16 protein-coding genes and 1 pseudogene are annotated in these 21,270 nt (G+C 48.2%); 2 read left to right on the top strand and 15 right to left on the bottom strand.

Annotated elements, in window-relative coordinates; translation table 11 throughout:
* Positions 1–68: 68 nt before the first annotated feature.
* The 3 genes from OH461_RS12405 to OH461_RS12395 form a co-directional block, all read right to left on the bottom strand.
* Positions 69–1,676, bottom strand: a complete 1,608-nt coding sequence (locus OH461_RS12405) for a sulfatase family protein (protein ID WP_270020933.1) — start codon at positions 1,674–1,676, stop codon at positions 69–71.
* Between the two features lie 71 nt (positions 1,677–1,747).
* The gene (locus tag OH461_RS12400) at positions 1,748–2,995 is read right to left on the bottom strand and encodes an anaerobic sulfatase maturase (protein WP_270020932.1); all 1,248 of its coding nucleotides are present in this window, start codon (positions 2,993–2,995) and stop codon (positions 1,748–1,750) included.
* A 238-nt stretch (positions 2,996–3,233) separates the two neighbouring features.
* The gene (locus tag OH461_RS12395) at positions 3,234–5,594 is read right to left on the bottom strand and encodes a polysaccharide lyase 8 family protein (RefSeq protein ID WP_270020931.1); all 2,361 of its coding nucleotides are present in this window, start codon (positions 5,592–5,594) and stop codon (positions 3,234–3,236) included.
* A 400-nt stretch (positions 5,595–5,994) separates the two neighbouring features.
* Here OH461_RS12395 and OH461_RS20125 point away from each other — a divergent pair.
* Positions 5,995–6,950 (top strand): annotated as a pseudogene (locus OH461_RS20125) (chondroitinase family protein).
* A 71-nt stretch (positions 6,951–7,021) separates the two neighbouring features.
* On the opposite strand, the gene OH461_RS12380 reads toward OH461_RS20125, so the two are convergent.
* From OH461_RS12380 to agaR, 12 genes are all read right to left on the bottom strand, one after another.
* On the bottom strand, positions 7,022–8,629 hold the full coding sequence (locus OH461_RS12380) for a sulfatase-like hydrolase/transferase (protein ID WP_270020928.1): 1,608 nt from the start codon (positions 8,627–8,629) through the stop codon (positions 7,022–7,024).
* A 228-nt stretch (positions 8,630–8,857) separates the two neighbouring features.
* Positions 8,858–9,907, bottom strand: coding sequence for a glycoside hydrolase family 88/105 protein (locus OH461_RS12375; RefSeq protein ID WP_270020927.1), 1,050 nt, complete (start codon positions 9,905–9,907; stop codon positions 8,858–8,860).
* Between the two features lie 12 nt (positions 9,908–9,919).
* Entirely contained in the window at positions 9,920–10,675 is a 756-nt protein-coding gene (gene kduD, locus OH461_RS12370) for a 2-dehydro-3-deoxy-D-gluconate 5-dehydrogenase KduD (RefSeq protein ID WP_270020926.1), read from the bottom strand.
* A gap of 408 nt (positions 10,676–11,083) precedes the next feature.
* Positions 11,084–11,914, bottom strand: coding sequence for a 5-dehydro-4-deoxy-D-glucuronate isomerase (gene kduI / locus OH461_RS12365; protein WP_270020925.1), 831 nt, complete (start codon positions 11,912–11,914; stop codon positions 11,084–11,086).
* Between the two features lie 100 nt (positions 11,915–12,014).
* The gene (gene nagA, locus OH461_RS12360; RefSeq protein WP_270020924.1) at positions 12,015–13,178 is read right to left on the bottom strand and encodes an N-acetylglucosamine-6-phosphate deacetylase; all 1,164 of its coding nucleotides are present in this window, start codon (positions 13,176–13,178) and stop codon (positions 12,015–12,017) included.
* Positions 13,179–13,180: 2 nt separating this feature from the next.
* Positions 13,181–13,627 carry a PTS galactosamine/N-acetylgalactosamine transporter subunit IIA gene (agaF, locus tag OH461_RS12355; RefSeq protein WP_270020923.1) on the bottom strand — a complete coding sequence of 149 codons (447 nt, stop codon included), beginning with the start codon at positions 13,625–13,627 and terminating at the stop codon, positions 13,181–13,183.
* Between the two features lie 67 nt (positions 13,628–13,694).
* Positions 13,695–14,588: a PTS system mannose/fructose/sorbose family transporter subunit IID gene (locus OH461_RS12350; RefSeq protein WP_270020922.1), complete on the bottom strand. Its 894-nt coding sequence runs from the start codon at positions 14,586–14,588 to the stop codon at positions 13,695–13,697.
* Complete coding sequence (gene agaW / locus OH461_RS12345; protein WP_270020921.1) at positions 14,578–15,348, bottom strand: PTS N-acetylgalactosamine transporter subunit IIC; 771 nt, start codon at positions 15,346–15,348, stop codon at positions 14,578–14,580. The genes OH461_RS12350 and agaW overlap by 11 nt, the downstream gene beginning before the upstream one ends.
* Positions 15,349–15,396: 48 nt before the next feature.
* Positions 15,397–15,897 carry a PTS N-acetylgalactosamine transporter subunit IIB gene (gene agaV, locus OH461_RS12340; protein ID WP_270020920.1) on the bottom strand — a complete coding sequence of 167 codons (501 nt, stop codon included), beginning with the start codon at positions 15,895–15,897 and terminating at the stop codon, positions 15,397–15,399.
* 30 nt (positions 15,898–15,927) lie between these two features.
* Positions 15,928–17,106 carry an SIS domain-containing protein gene (locus OH461_RS12335; RefSeq protein ID WP_270020919.1) on the bottom strand — a complete coding sequence of 393 codons (1,179 nt, stop codon included), beginning with the start codon at positions 17,104–17,106 and terminating at the stop codon, positions 15,928–15,930.
* A 13-nt stretch (positions 17,107–17,119) separates the two neighbouring features.
* Positions 17,120–18,406 (bottom strand): tagatose-bisphosphate aldolase subunit KbaZ, encoded by a 1,287-nt coding sequence (gene kbaZ, locus OH461_RS12330; RefSeq protein WP_270020918.1) that lies wholly within the window; start codon positions 18,404–18,406, stop codon positions 17,120–17,122.
* Between the two features lie 50 nt (positions 18,407–18,456).
* Positions 18,457–19,233, bottom strand: coding sequence for a transcriptional repressor AgaR (gene agaR / locus OH461_RS12325; protein WP_270020916.1), 777 nt, complete (start codon positions 19,231–19,233; stop codon positions 18,457–18,459).
* 467 nt (positions 19,234–19,700) lie between these two features.
* Between agaR and OH461_RS12320 the strand changes: the two genes are divergently transcribed.
* Positions 19,701–21,266, top strand: a complete 1,566-nt coding sequence (locus OH461_RS12320; RefSeq protein WP_270020915.1) for a sulfatase family protein — start codon at positions 19,701–19,703, stop codon at positions 21,264–21,266.
* The last annotated feature ends 4 nt before the right edge of the window (positions 21,267–21,270 follow it).

Raw genomic sequence — 21,270 nt, 5'->3', positions numbered from 1 at the left:
TCTCTTTTGCTAGCAGGGAATGCATCAATAAAGGCCTCCGAAGAGGCCTATGCTGTGTTACTCAACGCTTACTTGGCTGAGTCGGTTAAGATCTGATAACGATCTTGCCCCCAGGCGATAGGGGCAGGCTTGGTTTTCACCCAGTCATAAAACGCCATTTTTAGCGCTTTTACTTTGTCCGGGTACTGCTTAGCTAAGTTGACCGATTCCGCTGGATCTTTGGCGTAGTGATATAACTCGAACTCGCCTTTGCCATCATCGTAGTAGTGCAGCGACCACTCTTGATCTTTAATCGCCCACTCGCCTTTCGAGTGCTTTTCGATATATGGACTTGGGATAAACTCATTGGTTTCGAAGGTGATCCACTTCCAGTAATTGCTCCAAAATCCGGTGTTAGTGGCGTCATAATGAAGCGCACGTGGGCCAGCCCAGTACAGGTAAGGGTGCGGCTGTTGTTTTTTGCCATTTAGCAGAGGCATGATGTCTTTGCCATCCACTTTCATTTCAGCTGGAATATCAATCTTGGCGGCTGCCAGTGCGGTCGGCAGGATATCCATCGCTGAGATCATGGTGTTATCCACTCGCCCTTCAGGAAGCTTACCTTTCCAGTGCGCAACAAACGGCACATGGACACCGCCACGGTAGCGTTGGCCTTTAAAGGCGCGGTTCATGCCGTTCATCGGCATTGGCGACTCGTGCACCGCGCCATTGTCTGAAAGGAAGAAGATCAGGGTGTTCTCATACTCACCCATCTCTTTGAGTTTAGCGATGATCTTGCCAATACCTTCATCGGATGCGTTGACGTGTGCGTAATATTTATCAACTTCCACATTACCGGTATTAAAGCGTTCCATATATTTAGCCGGTGCCGGCTGTTCTAGCGGAATATGCGGCACGCTGTAAGCTAAGTTGATGAAAAACGGTTTGTCGGTTTTGTCCGCTTTTTCAATAAACTCAATGGTCTCATTGGTAAGGTTATGGGTTAGATAACCTGGCGCTGGAATGTTCTCGCCATTTCTAAACACGGTTGGCGAGTTGTACAGCGCGGCGCCTGAGACATAATAGCTGTAAGAGTAGTCAAAGCCTCGCTCTTCAGGGCCATAACCCGGTTCCGCGATGGAGATTTGGTTATCGTGGTAGTCACGGCTCTGCTCATCTTTTGGCTTAAACACTTTACGTACTTTTGCATTATGGTATTTACCGATGTTCGCCGTGGTATAACCATTTTCGTGCATCAGCGCAGGCAAGAGTTTAATGTCTAGCGGAATACCAAGCTTCGCATCATCGTTACTGTATGTACCAAAGCTGTGGGGGAATCGACCTGTCATCATCCCTGCGCGAGAAGGCCCACATACTGGGGTTGCCACGTAGGCGTTGGTCATTCGCACCCCTTCATTGGCAAGCTTAGTAATGTTGGGCATAGAGCGTTTGGCCGCATCATACAATTGGTCAAAGTCGCCATCGTAACGCTCAGGAACTTTACGTTTTGCCAGTTCCTGCTTGTTAATGTTATCTAGGGCAAAGTCCAGCTGCGCCGTGCCGAGATCGTCCATCACAATCAATAACACGTTAGGTTGTTCCACCTTCTGGGCTGCCTGACTCATTAACGGGGTAACGGTGCAAGCCGCCGCAATCAAACCGGCGAGGGCGGTTTTTCTCGGCAATAACAGGTTCATTCTCCACTCCTTTATTTTGGATATCACTGTTGGTTGTATTGGATTAACTCATTCGATGCTGCGAGGGTTGGTTATAAGTGCCTCAGCATCGGCATCACACTGGCGGCCACGCCGCCCGCTTGGATTTCTTGGCTCATTAAGTGCATCGCAGGCGCGGTATGATTGAAGATCCGCTGATAGGAAGCGCACAAATAGTTGTGCTTATGTTTTTCCCCTTGAATGGCCTCAATGCGATGTTTTGGGCAGCCGCCATAACAGAGTGCTTGTAGCTCACACTGTTGGCATATTGAAGTCAGCTTACTGTGCTTGGCCTTACCAAATCGTTGTTGCTGTTTGCCAGTCGCAAGCTGCGCTATGTTAGTCTGGCTGATATTGCCGAGCTTATTGGCGGGATAAACGTAGTGATCACACGAATAGACATCACCATTTGACTCTAAGATCATCGCCTGGCCACACTGCTTCGATTGCACGCATACAGACGCGGGATAGCCCATCCAAGTGGCAAGAATGCTGTCAAACATGCGCACATAAACCGTACCAATGTCCTCTTTGACCCACTCGTCAAATACATCAGTCATAAACTGACCGTAACCATGGGCAGGCACCGAAAAATGGGTGAGTTTCGCGTTGGCGCTAGGGGAGTAATGACCATTTAGCCCTTGCTGGCAATGGGCCTCGACTTCCACAATTGGGATAAACTGCATGAACTGACTACCGAGCTGCTTAAGCGCGTGGTAGGTTTCTTTACCGTATTGCCAGTTTTGATCATTGATCACCGTGAGAGTATTAAACTCAACCTGGTACTCTTTGAGCAGATCAATGGCCTGTTTAACTCGGGCGAACGTGGGTTTACCATTGACTGAAATGCGATATTTATCATGCACCTCTGCAAGCCCATCAATCGACACACCAATTAAGAAGTTGTGCTTGGCAAAAAACTCGGCCCATTGACGGTTAATCGCAATCGCGTTGGTTTGAAAACTGTTGGTAATGGTTTTGCCATCGGCGTATTGCGCCTGATACCTCACCAGCTTTTTATAGAAGTCTAGCCCGGCTAGAGTCGGCTCCCCGCCCTGCCAAGCAAAATCCACACTGTCACTGTCTTGCGAGCGAATGTAGTCACGTACGTAGCGTTTGAGCAAGGTATCCGACATGTTTTCCGATGGATTGGAAGCCTGTGGGCTCTTCCCCTCGCCTAACGATTCACCTTGAAGTAAGGTCTCTTTTTCTAAATAAAAGCAGTAGTCACACTTTAAGTTACAGCGATAACTCGCCGGTTTTGCCATCATGTGAAAACGCGCCTGAGGCGTTTGATTCATCGCAATATCCATCGTTCATATCGAAGAAGTTTGAAAATACTACGAAAGAAAACGAAAAAATAAAATGACAAGGCTCACAATAACAACCAACCCAAAAGCAATTGAAAGCTAAAATCGTCAATTTGATATAGCAATCGAAAACGAAAGAAAAAAGCGAGCATAAACGAAAATAGCCTAACCCGATAAAAAAGCCGACGGTCAAAACCGTCGGCTGAGCAAAATCAGAAGGGTTAACTAATTAGCGCACTGAAAAGTGATAGCTTTGTCCTTTCAGCCCACTCACATCCACCACCAGTTCATGCTGTGCATTAATTTGTACTCGGTTTTGCGGATCATCCACCAGCGTCATATGCTTATGCAACTTGAAACGCAGCGTGGTTTGCAGTTGAGTCGGTTCAGAAATGGCGACTTGATAGAGCCCAGCCTCTTGCTGAACCATTATCGCCATCGGGTCGAACGTGGTGAGTTGATCGTTAACCCTAACTTCGCCCCCTTCCCAGACATTGGCGGCGAGCAAGTTGAGCGTTTTATCGTAAACCGCATGCGCCAAGGCATCTTTGCGCACAATTGAAAGTATAGGTTTGGCCACATAAGCCTGCACCTCTTGCGCGTTGGCATTCGGTAGCAAGGCATACGCATAATCCGATTGGCTTGCGTCATGGGCGAGCTGCGCGGAAACAAATTCCCCCTTCACCAATCCGGTGCGGGTGCCAATTTCAGACCAATTTCCGCTGCGCTGCTCGCGCTTAACCGCTACTTCGCTCGGAGCAAAAAAGACATAGCTCAAATCACTGTTGGTGAGCTGATCATTGCGAATACTTATCGAACGAACATCGCGGCTTACGCCATTAAGGCCGTCCCATGCCGAGCCATTCAGTAACACCTTTGTGCTGCCCTTTGCTGCCACCTTTCTATTCGCGAGCACGGTGGTCACAGGTGAGGCTGTGGCAGAGAGGATATCCGAGCCGAGCATCACCACTTCATCGTCCAACATAAACCAGGATTTCTTCGCTGAAAGTGTGTCGTTCCAGTTAGTAAACGTCATCCCTGCCACGCCATAATTGGCCAGTTTTACCGATCCAACCCAATGCATGGTGGATTTACGCCCACCTTTGATCTGATTGCGCTGCCCCTTACACTCTTGCATCTGCTCAGCATCAACAGTGGTGCCTGCAAGTCGATGGCTATCGACCACGGGCCAGTAATCGGTGTAGTGGTCTTGCTGGCCGTTGTACAAGTAGGTCATGCCATCACCGGTAAACCAGCCTTTACGGTTTTCTTTGTTCATGCATTCAAAGTTACCCAACCGGCTAGAGTGCATCGCTAGTGCAAACACCCAACCAGGACGTCGGTGCACACTGCGATCCATGGCGGGGAAATTAAAGTGGCCGATCAGCTCAGACCTTGGCGTCACCGCTGCATCGTCCACCAACGCGCGCGCTTTCTGATAGTTAGCAATATTCGACGCCGAGGCGAAGAAGTCTTTATAATTATCTTCTAAAATCAGCGTCTTAACCATCGAGCGTAAGTGCGACTTATATTGACTTGGCGCGCCATCAATATAGTGCAAAATGGAGCTCATCACCTGATGGCCAACATTGTGGTTCTGCTCTTTGTTACGTGAAATGGCTCGGCCATTGACAAAGTCCAGCATCATGCCTTGATAAAGTAATGGCTCATAGCTTTTAAGGATAATGGGATAGATCTGTTGGAGCGCCGGGGAGTCTGCGGGCCACTTAGAGCCCGCCATTAAATTGATTTGCAAGCCAAGCCCACCCAGTAGCACGTTGCCATAAGTGCCGTTGTAAGCAATGTCGCCATGTTGAATAAAGGAGCCATCTTGGTAAAAACCATCTTTCTCAGTCACGTATTGCAAAACAGCAGGTAGCCCAGCGATCGCCGCTTCGACTTCATTTTCATTATGCGACAATATGCCACGCAGCAGTACCACCTGAGTATTGTCGGTACGATTGCCTCCTGTCGACACTCGGTATCTCGGGTTCGACGACCATTTCGCTCCAGGCCCCGCGCCAAGATGGGTTGCCTCTGGGGTAAAGTAACGCGTCGCTGCCAAGTGATCGGTTATCACCTGTTGCTCCACGTCATCATAAATCAGCGCCAAGGTGTTATGAATATCTCGGGGAATGGCCAGCTCCCAATGCCACCAGTTGCCCCACTCTTTGCCCCCAACCTGATAGTAGTGCTGGTTAAGGAAAGTCATACCATCGACAATCGCCGCCAGCAGTTGCGGGTTACCTTGCAGATTCCCATCTCGAAGGCGGTAGGCTTTCGCCATCATAAATAAGCGCTGATAAGAAGTACGAATTGCAGCGCCGAGCTTTTTCTGCCCTTCTGGCGTGATCTTATCCAACACCACGTCGTCCCACAAACTTAAGCGCCCGGCATCGGTGTTCATCGCTGACCACTGTTTTTGCGCGTTGTTGTTGGTACTCACGACCATTTTCTTTAGCGTCGCGTCAAAAGGGGCACTCGGGTCACCGAGAAAGTTTTCCGCCCAGCGGGTACGCAGACGGACAAACTCCTGTGCAACCTCTGCATCACTCATCAACGCTGAGATCGACACTGAACTGGTGGACATTTCGGCCATCACCCACCCGGGCGTTGCAAGCAATGCGACCGATAAGGCAGCCGTGATTGGGGAGAGTTTTATCATTTTTAGCTCCGTTTGTTTTCGTTTATTGGCGAAGCCACCGTACCAAAAGTAGATTAATGAAAAGATATCACGATCAAATAAACAAAAATTGGCAAAAACAAACCATCAAACGTGTGCAAAATATCACCAACGAAAGTAATTAAGCGGTAAAAACGAAAGACAGCCCCTGTAGTGAAAGATTTTGAAATGTGATGCACAACCAAACAGTCAAAATGAAAGCAGTCGAAAGCCAGCTGTTAATAGTCACTGTGATCCTGTTCAATAAATCACCAAGCAACTTTCATTACCCTTCAACAACCAATAAACGAAAATAAGGGAAAAGCAAATGAACATCATGCGACAGTGTAAACCAAGCTATCTAGCCATGAGTTTGGTCATCGCCTTAACCGCTTGTAATACCGATGAGCTGAATAGCTACCAAGGAGAAGGAGGAAAAATCGAGCCCGGCGGCTTCATGTATTTCTTTGAGAATGGACTGCCCTCTTCTATCACGACCACATCGTCAAACCCGCTCACCATTAGCAATACACACTATAAAGATGGTCAAAACGCGCTGAAATGGCGCTTTACGCCACATAGTGAACTGGTCTTCAGCCAAGATATCGGCTACAAAACCGACGACAGTGAGATCACCCCCTACACCTTTATGGCTTGGGTCTACAATGAGATCCCATCCGATCAGTCCCTGACCTTCCAATTTGGCCATGGTGACAGCCCTCAAAGTCAGTTCAAATATGGCTTAAATTTTACCGGCTGGCGGGAATTTCAGTCCCATTTAGAGACATGGATGGCACACCAAGTGCTGGCATGAACCGTTTAACCATTACCGCTCCCGATACCAGTGGCACGCTCTATTTTGACCAAACCATGATGGCGGTGCCGGTCGATAACCGCTGGCCAACCGCCGATATCCAGCAGCCTTTCGTCAACCCCGATGTGGTCAATATGGCGAGTAAGAACTGGACAGCGCTACTTATGTACGATCAAATGCTACGCGCAGAGCAGCCAAGTTTTAACTATGATCTTACCTTCGATGATAGCCATGGCAAAGCGCCAAGCAATGGCGAGTATGAATACGCGATAAAAATTGCCGCTCAAGATGCGCTTAAACCTGTCTATAGCGTGCTACAAAAAGACACCAAGCTCCATGCCATCAAAGGTGAATGGCAATTGAATGGCCCGAACGACCAAGTCACGCTCACTCAAACTGCAGGCAATACTCAGATCCGCGTCACCACCACCGACGCTAAGCCTGAGCAGTTCGAACTCAGGAGAAAGTAGCTCTAAGTGACTAAAAAAAACCAGCCACTCTATTGAGCGGCTGGTTTTATTTGTTAAAGTGACAGGCCACCTTACGCTTTACAATAAGAAGCTCTCGCTTTGACGATAACCTCTTGCTTGGCTTTTTCAATCGCCGAGTAATCTTTTTGCTTCTCTAACGGCCGGATATTGCGCAAGTAGAGGTCAATCGATGAATCACCTTTATGATGCTTATAACCCACAGGGTGAGCACGCCAACGCTTATCAATAATGGCCTCTTGGGTGAGGAAAGGATCAACTTGCTCCGCCAGATAAGATTTAAACTGACTGCGCATTTGACTTAATAACGGATAAAACTCATTCATTTTACTTAAGTTTTTCTTTTCACCGGGATCATTAAGCAAATCATACAACTCTTCGTCATTGTCTTCTTGGTAGACGATGTACTTATACCGCTGAGTGCGCATCATTCGCCCCGGCTGAATGGTCATTTCCCGATTAGTATGCCACTGAGAGATCACTTCGGTGCGCCAGCTGTCGACTTTTTCACCCCGTAATAACGGCATTAATGAACGACCATACAACTGAGTGGGCGACTCAATGCCAACGTAATCACATAGGGTTGGTAACAAGTCACACAGCGAAACCAACTCATTGTGCGTTTGCTTCTGGCTGATACCCGGGCCTGAAAAGACCAGCGGCACATTGGTGGTTTCTTGATAGAACCAGTTCATTTTGGTTACTAAGCGATGCGCGCCCATCGAGTCGCCATGGTCGGCAAAAAACACCACTAAGGTGTCATCTTCCAGCCCTTTTGCGCGCAGCGTCGCCAATACCTGGCCAATGCATTCATCCGCCAGTTGCGTGTAATGATAATAAGCTTTTAAATACTGCCTGAAATTCAACGCGTTCCACTGCGTCGACTGACGTGTTCGGTTATGAGTACAACACGAATACTGCACCGATTTAGAGCGCGTCATCAAGTCTGCGTCTGTATCAAAGTTATCTGGTAATGGGGGTAGCTCCCCTATCCCTTCAATATCACCATGTTCGCCTTCAAACGCGCCGACCCAGCCACAAATGTTATGAGGATTATTGAACTCGACGGCCATCAAAAATGGTTTTTGACCATCGTACTCGTTCAGATACTTCACACTCTCTTCAAGACAGTAGACATCTTCTCTGCTGTCGTAATTCACAGGAAAAGCCTCACTCGCGGGTAACTCTTTTTGTATTTGTGCCGCGCGTTTGAATCCATCCAATGAGCCATAGTCATGCTGCTTGCCAAAATGAACACATTCATAACCCGCTTGAGTAAAGATCTGCCCCAAAGTTTTCATCGACTTGGGAATATCAGGGCTACTGTTTGCGTATACACCGGTTTGATGGGGAAGTTTCCCTGTCCAGAACGAAGCCCGCGACGGGGCGCACAGTGGAAACGCGCAGTAGGCTTCTTCAAAGCGATGACCGCTACGGATCAAGCTATCAATCGCTGGAGTACGAACAAACTGATTGCCATAGCCAGCCACTGCTTTTTTGGCTAATTGATCCGCCGTAATAATAAGAATATTCTTTGGGTTGCTAGGTGTGTTTAATGTCACGGGTTGGGTGGAGCGTGACAAAGCGTGCACGGGGGATGTTGCCGCTAAAGCGCCACTCACAGCCGCGCCTTTCATAAACCTTCTTCGTGTTATAGACATAATTTATCCTTAAATAAACATAGGGTTAAATTTCAGCCACACGTTATCGCTGCTGCGCGTCGCGTTAAGCAGTAGAAATAACGACTTTTATATTAAGTACATTTATTATTGGCTAAAAGTTTTTGAATTAATTCTCCTCATAAACGGTGAGTTGTGGTCTCCTTATCTGATATTTAAATATAAAAAAAGCCGAGCCTTACGGCTCAGCTTTGATAAGCAATCTCGGGCTTATTCAGCCAATAACGCCACTTCCGTCGCCGCAAGCATGTAAGCGCCGGCACCATAATCAATATTGTGCTCAAACTTCACATCGCGAGGATTAAAGGCTGGTAGCTGTACCCAACCCATCATGCCGTTTTCATGAATGCAGCCTTGCAGCGCTTGCCAGGCTTTTTCAATCACAGGCAGGTAAGTGTCACGGTCAAGATGGCCGTTATTTACCCCCCAAGCTAAGCCGTAGCAAAATAGTGATGTGGCACTGCTTTCTGGCGCAGGGAAACTTTCTGGGTCAAGTAAACTGGTGCGCCAAAAACCATCGGCTTGTTGGTACTTAATCACTTGTTCAGCAAGCTTGGTAAAGAGATCAAGGTAGCGCTCACGTGGGGCATAGTCTTCTGGCATCCGCGCCATTAGACGTGGTACCGACGCTAACACCCAACCAATGCCACGGCTCCAAAAGACTTTATTGCCATTGGCTTCGCGCAGCTCGCTGCCAGTACCATCAGGAATGTAGCGATAGTCGCGATAAAACAGCCCTGTTTCCTCATCAAACAAATGCTCGACAGAATCCCAGTAGGCAGTGTTCATGTAGTCTAAGTATTTTTGCTCACCCGTCTGCTTCGCCAGCGCCGCAAAGCTTGGCGGTGCCATAAACAGCGCGTCACACCACCACCAATCTTTACGCCCCGCTTCCGGGCTATCGAGCATAATGTCGAGCGCTTTGATGGTAGGCTCTAACGCTTCAATTTGGTCAACGACTGGGTAAACATCTAAGTAAGCTTGGCAACAAATGTGGTCATCAGCAAAACGGGCATTGGGCCCAGTGCGAAAGCCTGTATGCAGCGCATAATTCATCACACCCTCAAGATACTCATTATCGTCAGTGGCTAGCCATGCCGCCGAAGTGCACGACCAAAATACGCCTCGCTCCCAATCGGTATCTTTGATAAAGCGCGTTTTGCCGCTGCGGCGGATCACGCTACGAGTTTGATTCGCCGCTTGATATCGATACACTCGCTTCATCGTATCAAGAATACTTTGTTTACTACCCAATCCCATCTCATCTACTCCTTAACGCGCCAACCAGCCGCCATCAACGGCTACGGTATAACCATTGACGTAGTCACTGGCACTTGATGCTAAAAATACCGCAGGTCCTTCAAGATCGGCTGGCATTCCCCAACGGTTGGCTGGAATGCGCTCTAAAATTGCTGTGTTACGCGCTTCATCCGCTCGAAGCGCCGCAGTGTTGTCTGTTGCCATGTAACCTGGGGCAATCGCGTTGACATTGATGTTGTGCTCCGCAAGCTCAGTTGCCAAAGCACGGGTCAGCCCCATCACCGCCGACTTACTCGCAGTGTATGATGGCACGCGGATGCCACCTTGGTATGACAGCATTGAAGCGATATTAATGATCTTGCCACCGTTACCTTGTTTCACAAATTGTTTCGCGACTGATTGAGAAAGGAAGAACAAAGTTTTTTGGTTGATGTTAATCACGTCGTCCCAGTTCTCTTCCGAGAACTCTAAGATATCTTCACGGCGAATAATGCCCGCGTTATTAACCAAGATATCGACTTGTCCCATCACTTCTACCGCTTCTGCCACGATTTGGTTGAGCTGTGCTTGCTCCATTAAGTTTGCGGTAATGTAATGAAACTTACGCCCTAGCGCTTCAACTTGCTGCTGCGTTTCTGGCGCAGGCTCATGGCCAATACCAACAATGTTCGCGCCCGCTTTTGCCAAACCCAGTGCCATACCTTGGCCAAGACCTGTATTACAACCGGTTACGATAGCTACTTTACCTGTGAGATCAAAAAGTTTCATTATTCATTCCTAGCTTTGTGCCATAGCAAAGAGAGCGCAGCGGTGGAGATGACCCCGCACGGCTATAGCTATGGTGGTTCGTTAACAATATCGAAAACATGCTGGTGACTAACTGCCTTATCAACCGCACTTTCGAAGAACTATGAAAATAATACGAAAGCATACGAAAAATTAAAGAGACCAAGTTCACATAAAAACCAAAAACAAAAGCAAATGAAAGGCTAAGTGTTAATTTAAGTAACACTTAGTCAAAATGAAAGAGAAAATATAACAAAACGAAAGTTACCCTGATTACCAGGTGAGGAAATCTCTGACAAAAAAAGCGAAACCTAAGCCGTGATGATTCCCATAGAGCAGATCATCACAAGGTTTCGCTTTTACTGATGGATATGAAAAATCGGTATGGGTTTACTTAAGATCGCTCATCGCAACGTGGTCCATATCGTGGAACGTTTGGTTCTCACCCACCATCCCCCAAATGAAGGTATAGGCCGCCGTGCCCACGCCTGAATGAATCGACCAGCTTGGGCTGATCACCGCTTGCTCGTTACGAACCACAATATGACGCGTCTCTTGCGGCTCGCCCATGTAGTGGAAAGCGATATTATCTGCTTGCATATCAAAATATAAGTACACTTCCATACGGCGCTCATGGGTATGACACGGCATGGTATTCCACAAGCTGCCCGGTGCCAACTCTGTCATGCCCATTAGTAGCTGACAGGTCGGCAATACTGCTGGGTGCAGGTACTTATAGATGGTGCGTACGTTGCAGTTTTCTTGACTGCCTAAAGTTTCTGGCGCAGCATCGTCACGGTTGATTTTACGCGTGGGATACGCTTGATGCGCAGGGGCGCAGTTAAGATAAAAACGCGCTGGCTTGTCTGCAGAGATGCTCTCGAAACGCACTTCTTTAGCACCCATGCCGACATAAATCGCTTCACGTGCACCAATTTCAAAGGTTTCGCCATCAACAACCACCAGCCCCGCTTCACCGATGTTGATCACACCGAGTTCGCGGCGCTGAAGGAAGAAATCGACGCCAATTTCTTTGCCGCCTTCAAAAGCGATAGCCTCGCTCGTGGGTACTGCCCCACCAACAATGATGCGGTCGATATGGCTGTAAGTTAAATTAATCTGTCCCGACTGAAACAGATTTTCAATCAAGAACTGCTCGCGTAACCCCGCAGTATCTAACTGCTTAGCGTGCTCACTATGGATAGGTTGACGAATTTCCATGCTAAAGCCTCTTCACTTTTTTGCATTGCAAGCCACACTCCCTGCTCGCGAGGTGGCTTAAAACTGTTTTTTAAAAAGATCTCAACAGAGGTAAACTTGCTTAACTCTTCTGATAAGCCCAGCCACCAAAAATTGAGGTTGCTTGTATTTCAAATTGATCGTTGACTAAGGTGAAACTGGCATCCATACCGACTGCGATGCTGCCTAAACGATCGCTTAAACCCAAGTACTGAGCTGGCACTGCCGATGCCATCTGCACCGCTTCCCACTCGGGCACCTGACTATGAAAAATCATGTTACGTATTGCTTGGTCTAAACTGCAGGTGCTCCCAGCAAGCGAGCCGCAAGGGCTGCGAGCTTCACCGTTTTTCACCGTAATAGTTTGGGCGCCAAACGGGTACTCACCGTCAGCCAGGCCACCAGCGCGCATACAATCGGTTATCAACGCGATGCCCTGATAGCCTTTCATTCGGTAAGCCAGTTGCATCATCACAGGATCAACATGAACGCCATCGGCAATCAGCTCTGCCAACATGTCGTGATATAACACCGCCCCAGTACAGCCCGGCTCGCGGTGATGCAAACCGCGCATGCCGTTAAACAGATGAACGCCGCAATCTACACCAAGTTGGTACGCCTCGGTCACCTGAGCAAACGTTGCTTCGGTATGCGCCACTGAAGTTTTGACTCCATGGGTCGTTAACCAACGAATCGCTTCCATGGCCATTGGTGCTTCAGGCGCAACCGCGGCACGAATTAAACTGTCTCCTCCCGCCTCAAGCAGTTGCTCGAGCTCAGAGATGGTCGCTGGCTTTAAATACGCGGGCGGATGAGAGCCGCGATAAGGCTCGGTGAAATAAGGCCCTTCAAGAAAGCTACCTAATAGCTCGGCCCCCACTTGGCACGAGGCTTGCGGGCGCTCTGCGACATAACTTTTTATCTGAGAGATCGCATCAGTGATGTCGCTCCATGGCGCTGTCACTGTGGTGCCAACCCATGCGACTACCCCCGTTTTCGGTAGCGCAGCGGAAATGCCGTTCAGCGCCTCATCCGTGGCATCCATCACATCAAAGCCATTACGCCCATGGATATGGATGTCAATAAATCCCGGAAGCAAAGACTGGCCAGCTAAGTGAGTAACGTCACAATCGCTGGGAGTGTAGCGGGTTAGTTCAGCAATCTTTCCGTTTTCCACCACCACGGCTAAGTTGCTCTCTACGCCTTGAGAGGTAAACACTCGATCGGCAACATAAGCATGACGCATGATTACAATCCGTCTTCACACTCGGCAACCGGCTCCTCGGGCTGCATTAACGCTTCCACCTCTTTACGCATGTCTTGCATGCAAGAGTTACCAATCTCTAACAATGTCTCGACCAACTCTTTTAAACTGCCGTCTTCACGTTCAAACGCGGCGTTAGCAATCATCGGTAGGTTGGCACCACCGATAAGCTCAACATTTTCACCGTCCATCAAAATCGCCAAAGCACGATTACACGGTGAACCACCAGGAATATCGGTCAAAAACAGCACCCCTTCGCCAGAGTCCACTTCTTTCGCCGCTCGGCGTAATTCAACTTCCAGATCATCGGTCGACATCGACTCGACAAAATCGATAAACTGCATCTGCTCTTGCTCACCCGCAATCGCTTTGACCGCCGACTGCATACCCGTGGCAAAATTAATGTGCCCTGAAACAACAATACCAATCATAACTACCTCGTTGATATTAAGGGGGAGTCACCTCCCCCTTCCTTACTAGTCTAACTAATTGCTTTTATTAAAGAATACCTAGGAAGTGTCCTACAACACCTGCCGCAAGGGTAGAGAAGATCAGCACCGGAGGTTTCGCCCAGAAGCCTGTGCCTTTCACCAACTTAAGCATAAAGAACACTAAAGCCAGCGGCAGTAAGTTCGGCATGATCTTGTCAAACAGAGCACTTTGTAGCTCAACCAATTTGCCGCCCAGTTCGAGGGAAGCGGTGGTCTGCACCCGTATAAAGGTCGCCGACAAGGCCCCGATAACGAAGATACCCATAATGTTGGCCGCTTTCGCTAACTTCTCGGTCGCATCACTCATGTTGACCATAGCCGCGGTACCCGCTTTATAGCCCATGAACATCAGACCAAAGTACACCGCAAAGTGAACAATTTGATACAAGAAGAAGAACACGAACGGGCCGGCAATAGAGCCTTCCATCGCGATCGACGCGCCCAAAGCTAACGTCAGTGGCATCAGGGTCATGTGATCAATCGCATCACCGATACCACCGGTTGGCCCCATACCCGCCACCTTCATGACGTTAACAGTCGATGGCTTTTCTTTGTTTTCTTCCATTGCAATGGCAGTACCAAGCAAGAAAGTGAACAGCTTAGGGCTGGCATTGAAGAACTGTAAGTGGTTCTTTAATGCTTTGGCTAAATCACGCTTGTTGTCACCGTGGATCTTTTTCAGCGCTGGGATGATAGAGAAAGCAAAACCACCCGCCTGCATACGTTCGAAGTTAAAGTTACCTTCCATGAACAGGCCACGCAGAGCACATTTCCACAGATCTTTCTTGGTGATCACCTGGCGTGGCGTGGTGTCTTCGTATGAATCGACATCGTCCACCAGATTTTCATGAACCTTGGTATTGTTGTTGGCAAGAGTGCCCGCTGTGATATCAGATGCCATCTTCAAATTCCTCTACTTGTTGGTTATTTGAACTTCCGTTGTTTCCGCTAAAGAAGTAGTACAGTGCCGCTGCTGATGCGCCGAGAATTGCCACCGCCATGATTGGCAGTTTTAGGTAAGTCGTCATCACAAAACCGATAAAGAACACACCTGACACTTCTTTCGACCACATGATTTTAAGTAACATCGCGAAACCAATCGCTGGAACCATCTTGGCGCCAATGCCTAGACCTTCAAGTAGGACTTTCGGCGCGTTCTCATCAATCCAGCTGGCCGCATGCTCACCAAAGTAGACGGTAATAAAGGCAACGGTTGCATACATTAGGCTTCGCAAACTGATGGTGGTCACCAGTAACCGATCGATACCACCTGAATCTCCAGTTTCTGCAAATCGGTCTGCTTTACCCATAGTGAATGAGGTCAGTGCGAAGAAACCAATTACCAACATCTGCATCAATACCGCGATAGGCATACCAACACCCATAGCCACTTCAGCGGATTGACCCGTCATGACTGCAAACGCAACGGCAGCAATTGTACCCATTGTGACATCAGGCGGCTGAGCACCTGCGTTAGGCACTAAGCCTAACCAAGCCAACTCCAACGTGGCACCAGCGATTAAGCCGGTTTGCATATCACCCATTATCAGACCAACAATGGGGCCAGTAATAAGTGGTCGGTGGATGTTCAACGCGACATCGTATTTATCGATGCCACAGAAGAACGCCCATATAGCGACAAGCGTAGCTTCAAAAACCATGATCTATTCCTTTGTTAAATTCATGTTTATGATTTAAATTTCAGTGCGTTATGCACTGGTCGTTGCGAGTTCCAGCACATCCACTGGGGTTTGGTCAGGGGTATTTTGTACGGTACATACCACCCCCTTACCAACCATGTATTCAAAGGCTTCAATGTCTTTATCACCGACTGAAACCGTCTTCGCAATTTGTCGTTTGCCCTCATGGAAGTGCATATTGCCCACATTACAGTGTTTAATAGGCACCCCTCCCTTCACGAGTCGTGCAACATCGGTCGGGTTATTACACAAGACAAAAATCTTCTGCTTGGGCGAGGCTTTATGGATGACATCGATCGTTTTCTGGATAGAGAAAAAGCGAACCGCGTATTCCCCTCCTGCCGACGCCTTCATTCCAGCTTGCATAAAGGCCGCGTTTGGCCCTTCGGCCGCATCATCATTGGCCACCAAAATCAGATTAGCTTCGGTGTGCTTGCCCCACGTAATGCGAATCTGGCCATGAAGTAGGCGTTCATCAATACGGGTCCAGACTATGTTTGGTGCAGTCATAAGCGTTCTACCTTTCGTGTGATATTTTTATTAGTTTTGTTTTAAATAGTTATTTGAATAGTGGATGGTGACACCTTGTACCACGCGGTTTACCTCACCCGATGGACAAGGATTATCAGGGGTATTGCCTAAGGCTATCGCTCGGTGAAAAGCGTAGCTCTGGGCAAACAACATATAAGGAAAAAGCAACTCCGAATCCGTCGCTTCCGCCATATCAGGAATGACGTAATGCTGACCGGCCGTCACTCTGTCGTCACGCTGGGCGCTGATGGCGATGACGCGTTTCGCGCTATCATCACGACGAAGCTCTTCAAGCAGGTCAAGGTCATATTGACGGGTATGCGGATCATTTGAGATAAACACAACAATCATGGTTTCACTGTCTACAATCGACTTAGGCCCGTGACGAAACCCTAGAGGCGAGTCATAGCAAGCGACAACTTTGCCCGCCGTGAGCTCTAATAGCTTCAATGCGGACTCTTGTGCCAAACCCTGTAAGCTTCCGCTGCCTAAGTAAATGACACGTTGTATCGACTCGGATGCTATACTACTGATATCTTTGTTAATTTCTTTAACCAGTGCTGCAGAACATTTACAAAACCTTTCAACTTCTTTCGAGTGTTCTTGCGAAATAGTCAAAGAATAAAACGCGGCGAGCATCATGGATGAGAAGCTCGACGTCATTGCAAACGACTTATCGTTGGTTTCTTCTGGCATCAACAGCACCAAAGAATGGCTGTCTTCTTGGCAGCGAATGTACAGCTCTCCTTCGGCATTACAGGTTAATACCAGGTGATACGCCTTGGTGATTTTATGGTTCACCAGCTCAACCGCCGCCACGCTCTCAGGGCTGTTACCTGAGCGGGCAAAAGAAACCAACAAGGTTGGCAGATCTTCTGCAAGGTATTCATCTGGGTTAGAAACAATGTCTGTTGACGCGATGGCTTCGATACGCAACCCGGTTTGCTTTGCCAGCGCAGGGGCTAAAGCTCGCCCTGCAAAAGCGGAAGTCCCAGCCCCCGTTAAAATAATGCGCAATTTTGGCTGAGCAAAAACGTCTGTCATAAAGGCGCTAATTTGGCTGCGACACTCTTGAATAATGGCATGGGTTTTTTGCCAACAAGCCGGCTGCTGCTCAATCTCTTTTGCGGTCCAAAAGCCTTTTAGCCGTTCCAGCTCGCTCTCTGAATAACCAAGATATTGGTTCATGTTGTTCTACCTCTTAAAAACTATCTAGCTTGCACGCCTTCGCATAACTGCGAAGCACCTGACGAATTTTGTCGATCACTAACTCTTTGGGTAATGCCTGGATTTTTGCCTCGCGCACGGCGTGGAATTGCTCTGGCATGTATTGGCTCAGCAGTGGCAGTGGAATGCCAAAACTGTTGAGGTTGTCGAACAGTTTTGATTGCGCGTGAAGAATCGCTTCATCTGGCCAGTAATAACGAATGCGGTCACTGAAGCTATAGCAACGAGCAAAACGCTGCTCAGATTCGCTGCCGTGATAATATTTGTTCCAATACTCAGGCACGTCACACATTTGCAGCTCTACCTGCTCTCGTAAATTGGAACAGTGCGCCTTCGCCACGATCTGATCTTCAATGTCGCAAAGGTTAAACAGCGCTTCACGCATGGCAAAGGTCAGCGCTGGGCCCACTTTTAGAATGGCGAAATGGTCTTCAACCAAGGCTTGATAAGCTTTATCGGTTTGATAATCGGTCGAATGCGCTTCGAAAATTAAGTGGTCATAATGGTTGACGACTTGGCTTAGTTCCTGCGCTTTAGCTGGGTCATAATCAATCACGCCAGTATGGTCAAACTCAACCCCAGGCTGAACCACTAAACCGATAACGCGAGGCCAACATGAGCCAACTCCGACGCTTTCAAACGCGGTGCGATGGCACTCAAGGGTTTGCTGCGCCGCACTTGGCGAAGTCACCTCAAGCTCTTCTAGCTCTTCCGCCGCCCCACCAGGAACCGGAACTTCAGTCCCTATCACATAGACAAGATCACTCTGGCCAAAAGTGTCACGAGCCGTTTGCTCTGCTACTTTGGCAAGGCGCGCGGCGCGCTCAGCCACGATTTCATCAGATAGCGGAGCCGGATCATCAGCACAGGACATACTGCAGTCGAGGTGGATCTTCTTAAAGCCCGCCGCAACATAAGCGGCGATGAGCGCATCGGCATTGATCATCGCCTCTTCGCTTGCAAGGTGCTGCCAGCGATTAGGGCCTAAGTGATCACCACCTAAAATCAGTTTCTCGGTAGAAAAACGCAGCGTTTCTGCTTGCGCGAGAACAAAGTTACGAAAATCAACGGGCGTCATCCCCGTGTAGCCACCAAATTGGTCTACTTGGTTGGAGGTAGCCTCAATCAATAACAAAGAATCGTCACTCAACGCCTGAGTAAGCGCCGCTTCAATTACCAGCGGATGAGCAGAGCAAACGGAATAAATTCCGTTGTTTTCGCCTGCTTTATGGCGTTGAACGAGATTAAGAAGGGTGTTCATTTACTAACTCCAAAGTCAACATCTAAAAAATGTGGCGATGGAGTTAGGGGTTAGTTCTCTTTTTCTACAATGATAACTTCAACTTTCATTTCGCGAAGACCTTGTAAGTAGTCTTCAGGGATTTGAGAATCCGTTATCAAGATATCAATGTTGCCGAACTCGCGGATCATATGGCAGCTACGCTTACCAAATTTGGTTGAATCGACAACCGCGATCACTTGTTCAGAAATCTCACACATTAAGCGGTTAAGGCTCGCCTCTTGCTCATTATGTGTGGTGATACCTGCACGCAAGTCGAATCCATCGACCCCAAGAAATACCTTATCAAAGCGGTAGTTCTTCAAGCTGTTTTCTGCTTGCGGGCCAGAGAAAGAAAGTGCATTCTTACGAAGCACTCCACCCGACATTAACACCTCAACTCCAGGTGCCGATGCCAACTCCATTGCTACATCTAGACCGTTGGTCATTACTACTACGTCTTCTAGCGATTTTAAGCTAGACGCGATTTCTCGCGTGGTAGTACCCGAATCCAGAATAACGGTGTCACCATTTTCAATTAGCTTAGCTGCCGCCTGACCAATCAAAGATTTCACGCCCGAATTTTGGCGACGCTTCTCTTGAACAGACAATTCAGCAATCACCCCAGTATTTGGAATTGCCGCACCATGGGAACGCACCACATAGCCATTTTTTTCCAAAAAACTCAGGTCGCTACGAATAGTGACACTAGAGACATCAAATTGTGCAGCGAGGTCTTCGACACGGGCTTTACCATTTTGGTTAACCACATTGACGATTTCCATACGCCTTTCGACAGCACTTTTCACTTTACCTCGTCTCCTTACGAAACCAGTAAAATCTCTTTCACTTGATTTCGAATTAAGCTTACACCTAAAAATAAAAGCAACAACACGTAAGGTTGAAACTTTTGATCTCTTTCACATACTTTCGCATCGACACTCAACGCTTGCGTTAAGTTACGCATTTATCCATATCATAACCCTCAAAAGCGCCAAAGCCAATCAGAATGGGCGATTAAAGCGCAATATCTTTCACTTTATCGCATTTTCCCTTTCGTTCTGGCACAGATATGGCCCGTATTTCCCTTTCATTTTTTTATCCACTTTCGCTTTAAACGGGATTTTGTGATCCCATTCGTAGCTAATAATATTTCGATCATTTACGATCCGCAAGCAATCGAAGGAATAATATTACTATACTCGATTAAGGAAAGAAATTGAAAGCCGATGCTTTCCGTTTCTTTATTCAATGCATTGACGTTCAGGAGTGAAACATGTCTATCACCCGCCGAAAGCTCTTAAAAGGAATGGCCGCAACCAGTGCAGTGGCCGCCACTGCGGTAACTGCCGGCTGCGCGACCACCTCTAGTCGCCCAAAAGCATCCGCAGATCCTAGCGCCCCACAGGCTAAAAAGCCCAATTTGCTGATCGTCTTTCCAGACGAAATGCGCGCCCATACATTAGGCTTTATGAACCAAGATCCATCCCATACCCCGAACTTAAACAAGTTTGCGAAACAAAGTGCGGTGCTTAAACAAGCGGTATCTAACTTCCCTCTGTGTACCCCTTTTCGCGGTATGCTGATGACAGGCCAATACCCATATCGAAACGGCATTCAAGGCAACAGCCACACTGCGATGGCAGGTAAGTTCGGCGGCAAGGACTTTGGTATTGAGCTAAAGAAAAGCACCCGAACTTGGTCTGATATCTTAAAAGATCAAGGCTATAGCATGGGTTATATCGGTAAGTGGCACCTTGATACCCCCGAAGCGCCATTCATTCCTAGCTATAACAACCCGATGGAAGGGCGCTACTGGAATGACTGGACCGCACCAGATAGGCGCCACGGTTTCGATTTCTGGTATGCCTATGGCACCTACGATAAACACCTTACTCCAATGTATTGGACCAACGAGACACCAAGAGATCAGCCGATCAAGGTCAATCAATGGAGTCCTGAGCATGAGGCCGATATTGCCATCAAGTATTTACGTAATGAAAACGGCCGCTATCGTGACAGCGATAAACCCTTTACCTTAGTGGTATCGATGAACCCGCCACACTCACCATACGATCAAGTTCCGCAAAAATATTTGGATAAATTTGATGGTGAAACATCACGCTCACTCAATACTCGCCCGAATGTCCAGTGGGATAAAGAGTACTTAGAAGGCTATGGTCCAGAGTACTTTAAAGAGTACATGGCGATGGTCCATGGGGTGGACGATCAGTTTGGCCGGATCATCAATGAGCTTGATCGTTTAGGCCTGACTGAAGATACCTTAGTCGTGTTTTTCTCCGACCATGGTTGCTGCATGGGCTCAAACGGTAAACCGACCAAAAACGTCCATTACGATGAAGCGATGCGCATCCCAATGATGTTCCGCTGGCCAGGTAAACTCGCGCCTCGTCAAGACGATTTATTGTTCTCGGCTCCCGATATCTACCCAACTTTATTTGGCTTGATGGGCATGGAAGCGCTCATTCCCGACACCGTTGAGGGCACCAACTTCGCCAACACAGTGGCTGGCATTGAAGGCGATACTCGCCCAACCTCACAGCTGTATACCTTCATGCCTTATGGTGGCCAGTCCTACGGACGACGTGGGGTGCGCACCGACCGCTACACCTTGATGGTCGATCGAAAGATAGCCAAACCGCTGACGTTCGTTTTACACGATAACCACACCGATCCGTATCAGATGAAAAACATCGCCGACGACAACCAAGAGTTGGTCGCACAACTGATCGAGCAAGAACTGATGCCTTGGCTTGAACTCACCGGCGACCCTTGGCGCCCGACAGAAGTGCCAGCCAGTGTGGCAAAAGCCTACACCTAATAAC

The organism is Vibrio sp. LaRot3 (genome assembly GCF_027587025.1).
Taxonomy (GTDB): Bacteria; Pseudomonadota; Gammaproteobacteria; order Enterobacterales; family Vibrionaceae; genus Vibrio.
Note: the sequence above shows the minus strand (reverse complement) of the source record. Positions and strands in the feature narration are given on the sequence as shown.

What these genes read in the sequence shown, in the direction of transcription:
- OH461_RS12405 (WP_270020933.1), bottom strand. Translation starts at nt 1,676, where the DNA reads ATGAACCTGTTATTGCCGAGAAAAACCGCCCTCGCCGGTTTGATTGCG.
- OH461_RS12400 (WP_270020932.1), bottom strand. Translation starts at nt 2,995, where the DNA reads ATGAATCAAACGCCTCAGGCGCGTTTTCACATGATGGCAAAACCGGCG.
- OH461_RS12395 (WP_270020931.1), bottom strand. Translation starts at nt 5,594, where the DNA reads ATGTCCACCAGTTCAGTGTCGATCTCAGCGTTGATGAGTGATGCAGAG.
- OH461_RS12380 (WP_270020928.1), bottom strand. Translation starts at nt 8,629, where the DNA reads ATGTCTATAACACGAAGAAGGTTTATGAAAGGCGCGGCTGTGAGTGGC.
- OH461_RS12375 (WP_270020927.1), bottom strand. Translation starts at nt 9,907, where the DNA reads ATGGGATTGGGTAGTAAACAAAGTATTCTTGATACGATGAAGCGAGTG.
- kduD (WP_270020926.1), bottom strand. Translation starts at nt 10,675, where the DNA reads ATGAAACTTTTTGATCTCACAGGTAAAGTAGCTATCGTAACCGGTTGT.
- kduI (WP_270020925.1), bottom strand. Translation starts at nt 11,914, where the DNA reads ATGGAAATTCGTCAACCTATCCATAGTGAGCACGCTAAGCAGTTAGAT.
- nagA (WP_270020924.1), bottom strand. Translation starts at nt 13,178, where the DNA reads ATGCGTCATGCTTATGTTGCCGATCGAGTGTTTACCTCTCAAGGCGTA.
- agaF (WP_270020923.1), bottom strand. Translation starts at nt 13,627, where the DNA reads ATGATTGGTATTGTTGTTTCAGGGCACATTAATTTTGCCACGGGTATG.
- OH461_RS12350 (WP_270020922.1), bottom strand. Translation starts at nt 14,588, where the DNA reads ATGGCATCTGATATCACAGCGGGCACTCTTGCCAACAACAATACCAAG.
- agaW (WP_270020921.1), bottom strand. Translation starts at nt 15,348, where the DNA reads ATGGTTTTTGAAGCTACGCTTGTCGCTATATGGGCGTTCTTCTGTGGC.
- agaV (WP_270020920.1), bottom strand. Translation starts at nt 15,897, where the DNA reads ATGACTGCACCAAACATAGTCTGGACCCGTATTGATGAACGCCTACTT.
- OH461_RS12335 (WP_270020919.1), bottom strand. Translation starts at nt 17,106, where the DNA reads ATGAACCAATATCTTGGTTATTCAGAGAGCGAGCTGGAACGGCTAAAA.
- kbaZ (WP_270020918.1), bottom strand. Translation starts at nt 18,406, where the DNA reads ATGAACACCCTTCTTAATCTCGTTCAACGCCATAAAGCAGGCGAAAAC.
- OH461_RS12320 (WP_270020915.1), top strand. Translation starts at nt 19,701, where the DNA reads ATGTCTATCACCCGCCGAAAGCTCTTAAAAGGAATGGCCGCAACCAGT.